13 protein-coding genes and 1 riboswitch are annotated in these 14,707 nt (G+C 51.2%); of the genes, 6 read left to right on the top strand and 7 right to left on the bottom strand.

Annotated features, from left to right (window positions below):
- Nucleotides 1-36 precede the first annotated feature (36 nt).
- A riboswitch (TPP riboswitch) is annotated at nucleotides 37-133 on the bottom strand.
- A gap of 37 nt (nucleotides 134-170) precedes the next feature.
- Nucleotides 171-1,829: an HTH-type transcriptional regulator SgrR gene (sgrR, locus tag EIP93_RS19095; protein WP_125233130.1), complete on the bottom strand. Its 1,659-nt coding sequence runs from the start codon at nucleotides 1,827-1,829 to the stop codon at nucleotides 171-173.
- Between the two features lie 90 nt (nucleotides 1,830-1,919).
- Here sgrR and sgrT point away from each other — a divergent pair, with 90 nt between their 5' ends.
- Nucleotides 1,920-2,084, top strand: coding sequence for a glucose uptake inhibitor SgrT (sgrT, locus tag EIP93_RS19090; RefSeq protein WP_039483441.1), 165 nt, complete (start codon nucleotides 1,920-1,922; stop codon nucleotides 2,082-2,084).
- 145 nt (nucleotides 2,085-2,229) lie between these two features.
- Here the strand turns inward: sgrT and EIP93_RS19085 are convergent, their stop codons facing one another.
- Nucleotides 2,230-2,790 (bottom strand): helix-turn-helix transcriptional regulator, encoded by a 561-nt coding sequence (locus EIP93_RS19085; RefSeq protein ID WP_125233129.1) that lies wholly within the window; start codon nucleotides 2,788-2,790, stop codon nucleotides 2,230-2,232.
- 28 nt (nucleotides 2,791-2,818) lie between these two features.
- Nucleotides 2,819-3,046, bottom strand: coding sequence for a hypothetical protein (locus tag EIP93_RS22965; protein ID WP_125233128.1), 228 nt, complete (start codon nucleotides 3,044-3,046; stop codon nucleotides 2,819-2,821).
- A 687-nt stretch (nucleotides 3,047-3,733) separates the two neighbouring features.
- Here EIP93_RS22965 and EIP93_RS19075 point away from each other — a divergent pair.
- The 4 genes from EIP93_RS19075 to EIP93_RS19060 all read left to right on the top strand — a co-directional run bounded on the left by EIP93_RS19075 (nucleotide 3,734) and on the right by EIP93_RS19060 (nucleotide 7,562).
- Entirely contained in the window at nucleotides 3,734-5,353 is a 1,620-nt protein-coding gene (locus EIP93_RS19075) for a methyl-accepting chemotaxis protein (protein WP_103942236.1), read from the top strand.
- A 224-nt stretch (nucleotides 5,354-5,577) separates the two neighbouring features.
- Complete coding sequence (locus tag EIP93_RS19070) at nucleotides 5,578-6,414, top strand: AraC family transcriptional regulator (protein ID WP_103861883.1); 837 nt, start codon at nucleotides 5,578-5,580, stop codon at nucleotides 6,412-6,414.
- A 105-nt stretch (nucleotides 6,415-6,519) separates the two neighbouring features.
- On the top strand, nucleotides 6,520-7,254 hold the full coding sequence (locus tag EIP93_RS19065) for an AzlC family ABC transporter permease (protein ID WP_103861882.1): 735 nt from the start codon (nucleotides 6,520-6,522) through the stop codon (nucleotides 7,252-7,254).
- Nucleotides 7,251-7,562: an AzlD domain-containing protein gene (locus EIP93_RS19060; RefSeq protein ID WP_103861881.1), complete on the top strand. Its 312-nt coding sequence runs from the start codon at nucleotides 7,251-7,253 to the stop codon at nucleotides 7,560-7,562. The genes EIP93_RS19065 and EIP93_RS19060 overlap by 4 nt, the downstream gene beginning before the upstream one ends.
- A 70-nt stretch (nucleotides 7,563-7,632) precedes the next feature.
- Here the strand turns inward: EIP93_RS19060 and leuD are convergent, their stop codons facing one another.
- From leuD to leuA, 4 genes are read right to left on the bottom strand one after another with little or no spacing between them, the layout of a single operon-like run.
- Complete coding sequence (leuD, locus tag EIP93_RS19055; RefSeq protein ID WP_095992907.1) at nucleotides 7,633-8,235, bottom strand: 3-isopropylmalate dehydratase small subunit; 603 nt, start codon at nucleotides 8,233-8,235, stop codon at nucleotides 7,633-7,635.
- Between the two features lie 13 nt (nucleotides 8,236-8,248).
- Nucleotides 8,249-9,649: a 3-isopropylmalate dehydratase large subunit gene (leuC, locus tag EIP93_RS19050; RefSeq protein ID WP_103861880.1), complete on the bottom strand. Its 1,401-nt coding sequence runs from the start codon at nucleotides 9,647-9,649 to the stop codon at nucleotides 8,249-8,251.
- A gap of 2 nt (nucleotides 9,650-9,651) precedes the next feature.
- Nucleotides 9,652-10,743 (bottom strand): 3-isopropylmalate dehydrogenase, encoded by a 1,092-nt coding sequence (gene leuB, locus EIP93_RS19045; RefSeq protein ID WP_039465791.1) that lies wholly within the window; start codon nucleotides 10,741-10,743, stop codon nucleotides 9,652-9,654.
- Nucleotides 10,743-12,341 (bottom strand): 2-isopropylmalate synthase, encoded by a 1,599-nt coding sequence (leuA, locus tag EIP93_RS19040; protein ID WP_010298061.1) that lies wholly within the window; start codon nucleotides 12,339-12,341, stop codon nucleotides 10,743-10,745. The genes leuB and leuA overlap by 1 nt, the downstream gene beginning before the upstream one ends.
- A 410-nt stretch (nucleotides 12,342-12,751) precedes the next feature.
- Between leuA and EIP93_RS19035 the strand changes: the two genes are divergently transcribed.
- Entirely contained in the window at nucleotides 12,752-14,557 is a 1,806-nt protein-coding gene (locus tag EIP93_RS19035; RefSeq protein ID WP_125233127.1) for an AMP-dependent synthetase/ligase, read from the top strand.
- The last annotated feature ends 150 nt before the right edge of the window (nucleotides 14,558-14,707 follow it).

Genomic DNA, 14,707 nt, shown 5'->3' with positions numbered 1-14,707 from the left:
GAGAATCATAGGGTGGCAAAGGACTTTGAGGCGGCAATAAGCCGCACTCTCAAATCCCTTCGCCGGTATTAACCGGATCAGGTTCGACGGGTATCTTCTCAGCGAAAAATTTTCCGCACCCCGTTGAGAACGGCACATTGTAAAGGGTTAAGTCGGGCGGCGAAAGGCTCTCAGCGTTCCGGCGGTGCAAACCAGGCGGATTTAAAATCAAACCAGCCCAACATATTCATCCTGACGCCGCGCATACTGCGCTGCCCTTGAAGTTGCAGCCAGTGGTGCAACAGCGGATACAGTTGGCCGCTATCGATCAGTTTTTCACACCATTCCGCCATCGGCAGCGAGTGATTGCGCCACTGCTGCGCGTCCGCATGCAGATCGTCATCCAGACAGTGCTGCACCAGCGGGAGCTCGTAGAGCATCGCGAACAGGGAGAATTCGAGTGGCAAATAACAGTTCACGCTGCTAAACCAGATATCGCTCTCGGCATTGCCTTGATACCAGTCTTCGTAGCTGACCGTCTGGATATGCAACGTGACGCCGTGCTGCGCCAGTAGCGTGCGCATAATCTCGCTTAATATCCGGTATTCAGGGTGTGCCTGATAGAACGTGAGTGTGACTTCAGTCAGCCCTTTTGGAAGGGATTGCGGCACATCGGGATGGTGATGGTGCCAGCGCGGCAGCAGGCTGTAGGCCGGTGACCAGTCACGCTGGTTGCTGGTATTGGCGTGGTTGAGTAGCGAAATCGGGTTAAATACCTGCCTGAGCCACTGCTGAGCTTCTGGCCGTGATGCTAACGGCGAACGCTTGTCGAACAGCAGGAAATAGCCACCTTCTTCCATCCGGCTTTCTAACTGTTCGTGACGAGAATTGTCAGACTGGAGTTGGATGGACACCGGCATTTCCTCCGGTTCGTCCGGCAGGACCCAGATATTGACCTCATCAATCAACGCCCGATAGCCAAAATAATCATCGAAGGCGCGGATCTTCAGTTGATTGCTGTTATTACGCACGACGGCGTAAGGGCCGGTGCCAATCGGGTGTTGGGCAAAATCCGGTAGCGTTTTCCACTCTTGCGGCAAAATCATGGCGTGCACGCTGCCTAATAGCCACGGTAGCCATTTATCCGGGCTGTTTAGCTGGATATCGATCACGAATGGCATCGGCGACGTTACGGCTTCAATGTGAGAAAAGAGTGGAAGCGGAATAAGGCGAGAGAGTGATGTGGTGATGTCATCCATTGTGAGCTCACGCCCATGATGAAAGCGGATAGCCGGGCGCAGATAGAAGCGCCAATGCAGGGGGGAGACCATCTGCCAGTGATGAGCCAGATCGGGTTCAATTTCCCCATTTTCCTCATTTATATTGGTGAGTCCGCTGAAAATTTGCCGGGCAATGTGCATCTCTGAACGCCGTAGCGCCGAGCCGGGCAGTAAATTGCGTAAAGGACGGTAATAGAGGATGCGCAGAATGTGTTTCCCCTGCCGGAAGCTCCGCCCAAGGTGGGCAAGTAGCATCTGGCGTACCGCTTCCTTGTCACCCACCAATTGCACCAGTTGTTCAATGCGATCCTGTTCCAGCAAATCTTCGGCACGCTGTTGCTGTAGCGCCAATCCGGTATACACAAAGGAGAGCTGCGAGCGTTTTCCTCTTCCGGCTTCGGCTTGCCAGACCAGCCAGCCTTCTTGCTGCATCGCGTTCAGCAGCGAACGGATATGGCGGCGTGAGCAATTCAACACACCGGTCAGCTCTTGCAGCGTGGTGTCGGTGGTTTGTCCCTGAAAATGTTGCCACAGGCGGATGAACTGTTGCTGCAATCGAGGAGAAGACATAAAAGAGGAACTCCCTGCACTAAAGTCATCAATTTATCTTTCCCTATATTACGTCGATACTTTCTAACAAGGAAAGAGAGGAGGTGGCTTATGGCAATTTCCCGTTTGTCCCAGTTCTATCGAGCCTACTTATCGACCTGTAAAGCGAAGTGGTTGCGATGGATGTCTACCCAACAGCGCATTGCATTATTGCAGCAGGCGACGCAGTGGCACCTGAAAGACATGTCCGACGACGAATATCGTCATTGGCTCTAGGTGGTGTGAGAAAAAGAATTCTGAGTAATGGTGACGTTTCACCAGCCAGCGAGTTTTTTCGCTGGCTTTTTTTATGGCGTTTACCTGCTGCTAGCTTTGGCTGCTGCGGGTGGTTTGTATGGTAGGTAGGTCTCAGCGGCGTTGTTTACGTGATGATTTGTTCACGTAATGGCATACCTTCGCTGAGCAATGCGCAATAACGTGCTAATTCATCCTGCTGACGGGCATTGCGTATCTGCAAGGCCAGATTAATCGTGGCAAGCTCCTGAGCATTGTCGGCTAATTCTTGTGGTATTTTTTTTTGTTTGGCTAGCCAATCGGCAACATCGCTCCATTCCCACAGCGGTGATGTACCGCGTAAGCGCTGGACCGGAGAGGGGAAATCGCCTGCGCCACGTTTCCCATCTTTGAGAAGGGCAATCGCCTGACGCGACAGCGCGGATAGTGCTGCGATGTCACTGATCCCAACCCAGGCTGCATCGACGGAGTGGACTCTGGCCTGAATGCCTGCGGATTCGATATCATGAATAGCGCTGATGACTGCGGTAGAAAAACGCGGGCTTTCTCGATCAAATTCGAGATAGACAGCGCTACCATAGAAGCAGATCAGAGCGTCGTCGCAGCCGCTGGCAAAAAGTGCATCTTCCAGCCCTACTGTCTCTGCGGAAACGCCCACTAGCGTGAGAGAAAAGTGATACGTTGTCATAAATTCCTCGGTAAGCCGTATGTGTCTTCTATTGTTTCAGTATTGCCTGACAGCTATTGACGTTGCGGCAGATTTGCCTTGCGTGATTTTCCGGGACTGATGGCGTGGACCAAATACTCATCATATGGGTACTGTGGTCCGGCGCGCCGCAGATAAGCCTGCCAAATGCATGCCCGTTGCTGGGATAAAAACGCCAGCCCTGCGCTAATGCGTATTCAATGGCTGCCTGAATATGCTTGTTTGGGTGTTTTTTCATCGCGATATAGGGTCATGGTATGTTCATGTGTTGACGGTTGTCAACGCGAGTGCTAATCGAGAATGAAATATACCCGCTTATTTTGCTGGCGATTAAACGGCGTGAGTGGCCTGCGCGCGGCTTCGCAAAAGCAAATCGAAGAAGAAGACTGGAGAGGATGCATACTCGCAGAGAAAGACGTCGGGCATGCTACGGCGGGTTACTCCATCGGTTTTAGACGGGCGACAACGTGCCGAAACACGAGGGCATAGGTGAACGTTAACCTGAGCGTGTCGTAGCGTGATGTTTTTATATTCAGAATGGCGAAATAATAAATCAATCAATAATGTTGAATGTTAAAGCCCGTTTGTTTTCAATAAAAAAGAATGACTCCGTTAATCTATTTTTCTCTTATAATTAATATTAATGTAAGAATAATGACTAAAATAATTCACTAATTTAGTGTAATGGTTTTCATTCTAAATTGTTTTTTAGGGAAACTATTTTCGTTGAAATTATAGGCGATTTTTTGTGATGGCGGTCCTATGAATAAAATTATTTTTTATAGCCCACTGTTTTTTATCTTGTGTTTAACGCACATTGTCACAACCTTTAAATATTATGTAACATGTGGCGGTATTTTATTTTTTCTTGCTTACCTGCAATTTACTTCACAGCAATTTCTTGAATAACTCGACGGATGTAAAAATGAGCGATGTTCCTTATCAGTCAATAGCGATTTACGAAAAACCAGAACCTTGGCACGCTGCACCCGGCGTGCATAACATCAAACTGACACCCCTTTTTGTCGTTGTTTTTTCTGGTGTTTTACTACTTTTTGCCTTGGCAGTTTCCACATCGTCCTATTTTCTTAAGCAGGCTGAACAGTCGTTAAATAGTTCGACGCTGGAATTGAATGTTCGAATGGAGCTCGTTGATAGTGCTAATCATATGCGTGCGGCGCGTATGAATTTGCTACATGCTGTGAATCACTTACGTAATGGTCTTACTGATAACTACAATGCGAGTATGAAAGCGGCAGAAGAACGTCTGTCGATGTCTCAGCAAATGTTTAATGGGTATCAAAATAGGTCGGTTCGCTCTGATGTTGAACTCGCCCGCGATAATGAATTAAAAGCGCGCTATGGCGATTATGTCGAACGCGGTATCAAACCCATGTTTGACATAGCGAAGAAGGGCAATGTTGAAGAACTCAATGCGTTTGAGTCGACGGCCATGTCTAAATTGGACGATGAGTATGATGTGCCGTTGAAGGCGTCTTATCTTTATCGGGTTGAGATGGCGAAAAATATTAATGTGACGGCTGAAAGGAATTCCACTCTGGGCTATACGCTCATGACGGGCGCCTTTATTCTGGCGATCGTATTAACGGGCATGACGTTCTTATTAATTCGTCGGGTCATTATTAACCCAGTGCAGTATTGGGTGTCGCGCATACAGGCAATCGCGCACGGAGATTTAACGCGCGCGAGTGTGGATGTCGGGCGGAATGAAATCGGTATTTTGGGGAACAACATCCAGCAAATGCAGGATTCGCTCTCCGAAACGGTTGGCTCGGTACGCGACAGTGCAGAGTCGATTCACAGTAGTTCGACGAAAATTGCCGTCGGTAATACGGATTTGTCTGCACGAACCGAACAGCAGGCTGCGGCGTTGGCGGAAACGGCGGCCAGCATGGAGCAGCTTACGGCTGCGGTGAAGCAGAATACCGATAATGCGCACCATGCCAGCGAGGCGGCGACGGAGACCTCGGCCAAAGCGGTAAACGGTGGCAGCATTGTTGAACAGGTGGTGGGGTCTATGGCGGATATCGCCAAGAGTTCAGACAAAATTGCTGAAATTATCGCGCTCATTAACGGGATTGCATTCCAGACCAATATTCTGGCGTTGAATGCGGCGGTTGAAGCAGCGAGAGCGGGCGAGCAGGGCAAAGGCTTTGCGGTGGTGGCAGGAGAAGTACGTAATCTGGCACAGCGCTCGGCTAACGCCGCAACGGAAATTGCCGCACTGATTAAAGAATCCGAAGCCAGAGTGACAGAGGGAACGACGCTGGCATCCGAAGCGGGTAAAGCGATGGCCGAGATTGTTGCTGAAATTAATAACGTCACCCGCATTATGAATGAAATCGCGCTGGCGTCTGATGAACAGAGCAGCGGTATCAATCAGGTGTCGTTAGCGATATCAGAAATGGATCGGGTTACGCAACAAAACGCGACGCTGGTGTTAGAGGCTTCCTCGTCTGCCGCCTCGCTGGAGCAGCAGGCCGAGCGATTGAATCTTGGCGTTTCCCGGTTTCATCTGATGTAAACCGTTGGTAAAAAGCCAAGAGCCGTCAAAAGACAAGAATGTATTATCAATGGCCAGCGGCTCCGTCGCTGGCTTTTTTTCGCAGTTTTTTCCAGCATGGGGATGTGAATCCGCTTCTGATAGAATAAGTGAAACAAGTACGCCGTTTCTGGCTATCTATAAAGAAGTACGCAGATGTCGTTTCCGCCAGAGCAATTTTGTACAAATGATAAGAGGGTTAACGCGTGCAGAAAAAGCCGGTAGTGCAAGAGCAGACACATTTCAGACACCTGGAGGCATTAGGGGGTCTGGATATGTTGCAGGCGCAGTACTATCAGCAGCGCTTTCCCCGGCATGTGCATGATACGTATTGCATCAGCGTGATTGAGCAGGGCGCTCAGCGTTTTTATCGTTCCGGTGCAGAGCATGTTGCCCCCAAAGGCGACATCATTCTGGTGAATGCGGACGATGTGCACACGGGGAGTTCCGAGGTAGAAACAGGCTGGGCCTATCGCGCCATTTATCCGCATCCCGATCTTTTCCGCTCGATTAATCAGGATCTTCAACGTTCAAAGGATTCCATTCCGTGGTTTCCCGACGCTGTTGTTCACGATCCAGGACTGGCAGATCAGCTACTCATGACGTTCAATATGCTTGCTCAGCCGGGCAATATGCTATTGAAAGAAACGTTGCTGTTGTCGTCATTAACCTGGCTGACGATGCGCTATAGCAAGACGCGCCTGACGCCACAGATGCTGCCCGTTTCGACCCAAAACATACTGAATGTTAAAGTGTTTATGGACAGCTATCCCGAGAGAGAACTGGCTCTCGTTGAATTGGCCGCGCTGGCTGAACTCAGTGTGTGGCACTTCTTACGACAGTTTAAAGCGGTGGTGGGGATTACGCCTCATGCCTATTTGATCCAAGCTCGTCTGCGCAAGGCTAAGGAATTATTGCGTAAAGGCGATGCTATCCTTGATGTCTCCGTATCGTGTGGTTTTACCGACCAGAGCCATTTCCATCGCCATTTCAAAAACTCGTTGGGATTGACGCCGGGCGAGTTTGCTAAAGGCAACCAATAAATAGGCTTTCCCTCTATTCCAAGGGTAAGCAACTTTATCCAATACTCTTAAAAGACGGTTTGTTAGTTTTCCGCTATCGATTTATTTATGGTAGTGCAATGTTATATGGAAAACACCGTAGCCCGTTCATCGTCTGAATCAAAAGACACCGTTAGTCCGTGGAAGCATTTTATGACCGGCGTGGTTGAAATGCTGCCGCTCTGTTTGTCCGTGGTGCCTTGGGGCATTCTGGCCGGTTCTATGGCTATTCAGTCGGGATTATCTGTCGGGCAAAGTATCGGGATGTCGGCGATTATTTTCGCGGGGGCAGCACAACTCGTCTCGCTAGGGTTGCTCATGTCCGGGGCGAATGTCGCGACGTTATTAATCTCCGTTTTTTTTATCACCGCACAGCATCTGATATATGGCCTGACGCTGCGTGAATACGTTTCAACGTTGAAATTAAGAAAGCGGCTTCCTATCGGGTTTTTATTATCAGACGAGCTTTTTGCACTCAGTGAAAAGAAAGACAGAAAGAATAACGTTAGCACCAGCTATTTAATCGGTGCGGGTTTCACCTTTTATATTTTCTGGAATATCTTCAGTATTCTTGGCGTGGTCATGGCGTCATCTGTGCCCGACTTGGATAAGTATCACCTTGATTACTCTATCGTTGCCACGTTTATCACCATCGTTGTACCGATGATAAAGAAGATCAGCACCTTTTCTGGCGTCCTGTTCTCCCTGTTGTTGTCGATGCTATTGAGCTATTTCAAGGTAGAAGGTGCCATTGCTATTGCCGGTGTCGGCGGCATGTTTTTCTCTGTTCTCATCGCATCTGTACTTAAGGAAGAAAAATGAGCTGGTTATTGATATTCGTTCTGGCAGGGATCGTGTTTTTTAATCGCTATATCTTTCTTGAACCCGCGGTACCGGTAAAAATTCCCGTTTTACTCCATCGGGCGTTAAAGTATTCAGCACCCTGTTTACTCACTGCGATTTGCGGACCGATTATTTTGATGGACCACGGCGTTATTCGCGCATTTCCTGATAACCCGTATTTTCTCGGCGCGATAGTGAGCGTTGTGATTTCATTCTTTATCAGAAATATTGTGGTCGCGGTGCTCTTGAGTATGCTGGCGTTCTATATAATTGCCGCCTTATTGTAATACCCGTCATACTTCAAAAGAAAAAGCCCGCGAATAACAGCGCGGGCTTCGGACTATCCGTAATTTTTAATCAGTTCAAAAAGGCTGGCTGATTCTTTTCATACTCGGTAATAGACGCTTCGTGTTGCAGCGTCAGGCCGATGCTGTCTAACCCGTTGATCATGCAGTGACGGCGGAAGCTGTCGATTTCGAACGGATAGCTTTTGCTGCCCGCCTGAACGACCTGATTTTCCAGATCGACCGTGAAGGTAATACCTTCCTGACCGTCAACCAGCTTGAACAGCTCATCCACTTCTTCGTCGCTCAATTTCACTGGCAGCAACTGGTTATTAAACGAGTTACCGTAGAAAATATCGGCAAAGCTCGGGGCGATAACGACGTTGAAGCCATAATCGGTCAGCGCCCACGGTGCGTGCTCACGGGAAGAACCGCAGCCGAAGTTTTCCCGCGCCAGGAGGATACTCGCCCCTTTGTAATGCGGCTGGTTCAGCACAAACTCAGGGTTAGGCTGTTGGCCTGCATCATCCAGAAAGCGCCAGTCGTGGAACAGATGTTGGCCGAAACCGGTACGCGTTACCTTTTGCAGAAACTGCTTGGGGATGATGGCGTCGGTATCGACGTTAGCGGCATCCAGAGGAACCACCAGACCTGTGTGTTGGGTAAATTTAGCCATGTCGGTTTCTCTCTTAATTCAACTCGCGGACGTCGGCAAAGCGACCCGTCACTGCCGCAGCCGCAGCCATTGCCGGGCTGACCAGATGGGTGCGACCCGCGCGACCCTGACGGCCTTCAAAGTTACGGTTGCTGGTTGATGCACAACGTTCGCCGGGGTTCAGGCGGTCATTATTCATCGCCAGACACATAGAACAGCCCGGTAATCGCCACTCAAAGCCCGCCTCGATGAACACTTTATCCAGCCCTTCCAGCTCTGCCATCGTTTTTACCGGACCGGAGCCGGGTACGACGATAGCCTGAACACCAGCGGCAACTTTGCGCCCTTTGGCGATTTCTGCTGCTGCGCGCAAATCTTCAATGCGCGAGTTGGTGCAGGAGCCAATGAAGACTTTATCGATCTTCACGTCGGTCAGTTTAATACCGGGTTGCAGATCCATATAGGCCAGCGCTTTGGCAGCGGAGGCGCGTTCTACCGGATCGCTGAAAGAGTCAGGGCTAGGGATTTCCTGATTGACGGCGATAACCTGACCGGGGTTAGTACCCCAGGTAACCTGCGGCGCGATCTGCGCGGCGTCCAGTGTGACGATCGTATCGAACTGCGCGTCATCATCGGATTTCAGCGTGCTCCAGTACGCAACGGCGGCATCCCAGTTGGCATCTTTCGGTGCAAACTGGCGGCCTTTCAGGTAGTTGAAGGTTGTCTCGTCCGGCGCGACCAGACCTGCCTTCGCACCCATTTCAATCGCCATATTACACAGCGTCATACGGCCTTCCATGCTCAGCGCACGAATAGCTGTACCGCAGAATTCAACCACATGACCGGTGCCGCCTGCGCTACCGGTTTTACCGATGATCGCCAGCACGATGTCTTTCGCGGTGATGCCATGAGCGGCATCACCCGTAACTTCAATCTTCATGGTTTTGGCGCGACCCTGTTTCAGGGTTTGCGTCGCCAGCACATGTTCTACTTCCGACGTACCGATACCGAAAGCCAGTGAGCCAAACGCGCCGTGCGTTGCCGTGTGTGAGTCACCGCAGACGATGGTCATACCCGGCAGCGTCATCCCTTGTTCAGGGCCGATAACGTGAACGATGCCCTGATACGGGTGGTTCAGGTCATACAGTTGAACGCCGAATTCTGCACAGTTCTTGATTAACTCCTGCATTTGAATACGGGCCATCTCGCCACTGGCGTTGATGTCTTTGGTCTGCGTGGACACGTTGTGGTCCATGGTCGCGAAGGTTTTCCCCGGTTGACGAACCTTGCGGCCCATCGCACGCAGGCCGTCGAAGGCCTGTGGGGAAGTCACTTCGTGTACCAGATGTCTGTCGATATACAGCAGCGGCGTTTCGTTCGGTGCTTCATGAACCACGTGCGCTTCGAACAATTTTTGATATAACGTCTTACCCATGGTTATGCCCCTTGCGCGACAAAACGCGCAATCACGTCGCCCATTTCATTGGTGCCGATCGCGCTACCGGTGCTTGCCAGATCGGCAGTGCGGTAGCCTTCAGCCAGTGCGGTATTGACGGCTTTTTCGATCGCCTCTGCGGCATCGTCTGCACCCAGGCTGTAGCGCAGCAGCAGTGCCAGCGACAGAATCTGTGCAATCGGGTTGGCAATGTCTTTGCCAGCGATATCCGGTGCGGAACCGCCAGCAGGCTCGTACAGGCCAAAGCCTTGCTCGTTCAGGCTGGCGGAAGGCAGCATGCCCATTGAGCCGGTAATCATGGCGCACTCGTCGGACAGAATGTCGCCGAACAGGTTAGAACACAGCATCACGTCAAACTGAGACGGATCTTTAATTAACTGCATCGTTGCATTATCGATATACAGGTGAGACAGCTTCACATCGGGATAGTGCTGTGCAACTTCGTTGACGATCTCGCGCCACAGAATCGAGCTTTGCAGCACGTTGGCTTTATCGATGGAGGTCACGATGCTGCGACGCTTGCGAGCGGATTCAAACGCGATATGCGCGATGCGCTCAATCTCGAAACGGTGATAGACCTCGGTATCGAAAGCGCGCTCATACTGACCGCTACCTTCACGACCTTTTGGCTGGCCGAAGTAGATCCCACCTGTCAGTTCGCGGACGCACAGGATATCAAAGCCTTTGGCGGCGATGTCGCTACGCAGTGGGCAAAACGCTTCTAGCCCCTGATACAGACGCGCAGGGCGCAGGTTGCTGAACAGTTTGAAGTGTTTACGCAGAGGCAATAACGCACCGCGCTCCGGCTGTTCTGCCGGTGGCAGGTGTTCCCATTTCGGGCCGCCCACGGAACCGAACAGAATCGCATCGGCCTGCTCACAACCAGCGACGGTCGCCTGCGGCAGCGGTGTGCCCTGACGGTCAATGGCGATCCCGCCGACGTCATATTCGCTGGTGGTAATGCGGATGCCAAAACGCTGACGTACCGCATCCAGTACTTTATGGGCCTGCGCCATTACTTCTGGGCCAATGCCGTCTCCGGGTAAAACGGCGATATGGTAGCTCTTTGTCATCACACTGTTTCCTGACTGTTTTGTTGTTTGCTATCGTTTTGTTGTTGGTTGCTGTGCTGCTGCAGACGTTGAATTTCTTTTTCTACCTGCTGAGCACGTTTAATGTTGTTTAATACATTTACCATTGCCTGCGCGGAAGATTCAACGATATCCGTTGCCAGACCGACACCGTGGAAACGACGCCCTTGATAATCCGCGACAATATCAACCTGACCCAGCGCATCACGGCCCTGACCTTTGGCGGTCAGTTGGTATTTAACCAGCGAAACCTGATAACCCGTAATGCGGTTGATCGCCTGATAAACGGCATCCACTGGGCCATTGCCTGTCGCGGCTTCTGACTGGGTTTCTTCGCCGCAGATCAGTTTGACAGAGGCGGTTGCCATCACGCTGGAGCCGGACTGAACGCTGAAATAATCCAGATGGTAGAACTCAGGCTCTTCCTGCTGACGGCTGATAAAGGCCAACGCTTCCAGATCGTAATCAAAGACCTGACCTTTCTTATCCGCCAGTTTCAGGAAGGCAGAGTACAAATCGTCCAGATTGTAATCGCTGTCCTGATAGCCCATCTCTTCCATGCGGTGTTTCACTGCCGCGCGACCAGAACGGGAAGTTAGGTTCAACTGTACTTCTTTCAGGCCGATGGATTCCGGCGTCATGATTTCGTAGTTTTCACGGTTCTTCAGCACGCCATCCTGGTGAATACCAGAGGAGTGGGCGAAGGCGTTGGCACCCACAACCGCTTTGTTGGCAGGAATGGGCATATTGCAAATCTGGCTGACCAACTGGCTGGTACGGTAGATTTCCTGATGATTGATGTTGGTGTGCACATTCAGGATGTTATGGCGGGTTTTGATCGCCATGATAACTTCTTCCAGTGAACAGTTACCCGCACGCTCGCCGATACCGTTCAATGTGCCTTCTACCTGACGAGCGCCTGCATGTACCGCTGCCATGGCGTTGCCGACGGCCAAGCCCAGATCGTCGTGAGTGTGAACAGAAATGATGGCTTTATCGATATTGGGAACATGTTGGTACAGAGAGGCGATGATATTGCCGAACTCATGCGGCATGGTGTAGCCGACGGTGTCTGGGATATTAATCGTGCGAGCACCGGCGTTGATGGCGGCTTCAACCACACGACACAGGTCTGGGATTGGCGTACGGCCAGCATCTTCGCAGGAAAATTCAACGTCGTCTGTATAGTTACGCGCGCGTTTGATCATGTAAATGGCGCGTTCGATCACTTCATCCAGCGTGCTGCGCAGCTTGGTGGCGATGTGCATCGGTGAGGTTGCGATAAAGGTGTGAATGCGGAACGCTTCTGCGACACGCAGCGCTTCTGCGGCGACATCGATGTCTTTCTCAACACAGCGGGTCAGGCCACACACACGACTATTTTTGATGTTGCGGGCAATCGTCTGAACGGATTCAAAGTCGCCGGGAGAGGACACAGGAAAGCCAACTTCCATGACATCAACGCCCATACGCTCCAGGGCGAAGGCAATTTGCAGCTTTTCTTTTACACTCAGACTCGCCTGTAAAGCCTGTTCACCATCGCGTAATGTGGTATCAAAAATAATGACTTGCTCGCTCATCGGTTTAGTTCCTTGTCGTGTCTACTTGTACTTAGCGCTCGGCGAGTAAAAAAAAACCCGCGCATCGGCGCGGGTTTTTGTATCGTGTGGCGAGAAACTTAGTTCTGAACTCTGCCCACAAACCTACCGCGCAAGAAGGATGCGTTTAGTAGTAGGCCTAGTAGGACAGTAAAGTTGAACATTGTGTCTCGTCATCTGAAATTCGGTGTTCCTTTATTGGTACGCGATTATCAGGGTTATGTCAACTTTTGATTGGTGTGACATGCGTCAAGTAAACCAGCGATAGCCTGCGCCGAATGAACGAAAGATCGTTGCGGTTTTGAACAATGACGGTAGACTGCACGCCAAATAATGTACAGCTGTACGCTGAAATGCTGTCAAATTCTTCCCCCTTAGAAATTCTTTTACAGATGAATAATCATTTACAGCCATACCATGTGGTGCACCGGGTCCAAGATCAAATCAATCACTGCGCAGGCCGTATTACGTTGCGCGAGTGGACGCCTGCGGGCGAACAGCAGCTCACCTGGACACAGGCCGGGCAGCGTATTCAGCGCATTGCCAGCGCGCTCTTAGCGCTGGGGCTGGATGTTCAGGAACGGGTTGCGATTTTCTCTCATAATTCAATGAACTGGTCGCTGGCCGATCTGGCATTGCTGCACCTGCGTGCGATCAGCGTGCCAATCTATGCCACGAATACGGCGGCGCAGGCGGCATTTATCATCAATGATGCGGACATCCGTACGATATTCGTTGGCGGTCAGGAACAGTTGGATGCGCTACTGGCGCTGCGCGATACCTGCCCACAGCTGCGAAACATCATCGTGATGGATGAGGGTGTTAACCTGCGCGGCAGTGACATTGTGCAATCCCTGCGCGAGTTTGAAGCGCAGGCGGTAGACGATTTCTGGCGTGAGGAATGGCAAACGCGCATCGACAGCCGCGATCTCAACGATCTGTTTACGCTGATTTATACCTCTGGCACGACGGGTGAACCGAAAGGCGTCATGCTGGATTACACCAACATGGCGATGCAGCTAAAGCTGCATGACGATCGTCTGGATATGTCAGAAAACGACGTATCGCTCTGTTTCTTGCCGCTTTCCCACGTATTTGAGCGCGCATGGAGCTTTGTCATTATGCACCGTGGCGCGCAGAACGTGTATCTCAGCGATACGAATCTGGTGCGTGCCGCGATGCAGGCGGTGAAGCCTACCGTGATGTGTGCCGTACCGCGTTTTTATGAGAAAGTTTACAGCGCAGTCCATGAAAAAGTGGCGCAGGCACCGTGGTATCGCCAGCGTCTATTTAACTGGGCTATTGCGCAGGGGCAACACGCTTTTCTGGCGAGCCAGGCCGCGAAGAAAGGCGGTCTTTTCCGTCGGGTGATGCATCGCTATGCAGACCGACTGGTGTTAGGGAAACTGCGCCAACTGCTGGGGGGCGAAATTCGCTTTATGCCAGCTGCGGGCGCGCGATTGGATGACAACATCATTCTGTTTTTCCGGTCGATTGGGATTCGAATCATCTATGGCTACGGCATGACTGAAACCTGCGCGACGGTTTCCTGCTGGGAAGAAGGCCGCTTCCGCTTAGGCTCTATTGGTACGCCGCTGCCGGGCATTGAGGTCCGCATTGGTGAGGAAAAAGAGATTCAGGTACGCGGTGCAACCATCATGCGAGGCTATTTCCACCGTCCGCAGGAAACCGCAGAAACCTTTACCGAAGATGGCTGGTTGAAAACTGGCGATGCGGGGGAACTGGATGCTAACGGTAACCTGTTTATTACCGAACGGTTGAAAGATCTGATGAAAACCTCGGGCGGTAAATATATCGCACCGCAGCATCTGGAAGGCACGCTGGGGCAGGATCGCTTCATTGAACAGGTTGCGATTATTGCGGACACGCGTAAGTACGTGTCTGCGCTGATTGTTCCCTGTTTCGAGGCGCTGGAAGAATACGCTCACTCCATCAATCTGAAGTACCACGATCGTCTGGAGCTGCTGCGCCACAGCCATATTATTGAGCTGTTTGAACAGCGCCTGCGGGAGATGCAGAAAGAGCTTTCCCGTGTTGAGCAGGTGAAGAAATTCACGCTGTTGCCTGTACCGTTTTCGATGGCGGAAGGGGAATTGACGCCAACGCTCAAACTGCGCCGAAAGATCATCAACCAGCGCTACCAGTTGGAAATTGATGCGATGTACGCAGAGTCTTGATGCTGTCATAGGCCGAGAAGCGCGTTTCATGAAAAGAAATGCGGTTTTCGGCCTCAATATTTCACTCTGTAATTTATGGCCTTTATGGATGATCTCTCAGGTCTGAAGGTTCCCAGTTAGTATTTTATCTCAGTTCCTTTTTCCCCCACG

Source organism: Pectobacterium versatile (genome assembly GCF_003932035.1).
GTDB lineage: Bacteria > Pseudomonadota > Gammaproteobacteria > Enterobacterales > Enterobacteriaceae > Pectobacterium > Pectobacterium versatile.
Note: the sequence above shows the minus strand (reverse complement) of the source record. Positions and strands in the feature narration are given on the sequence as shown.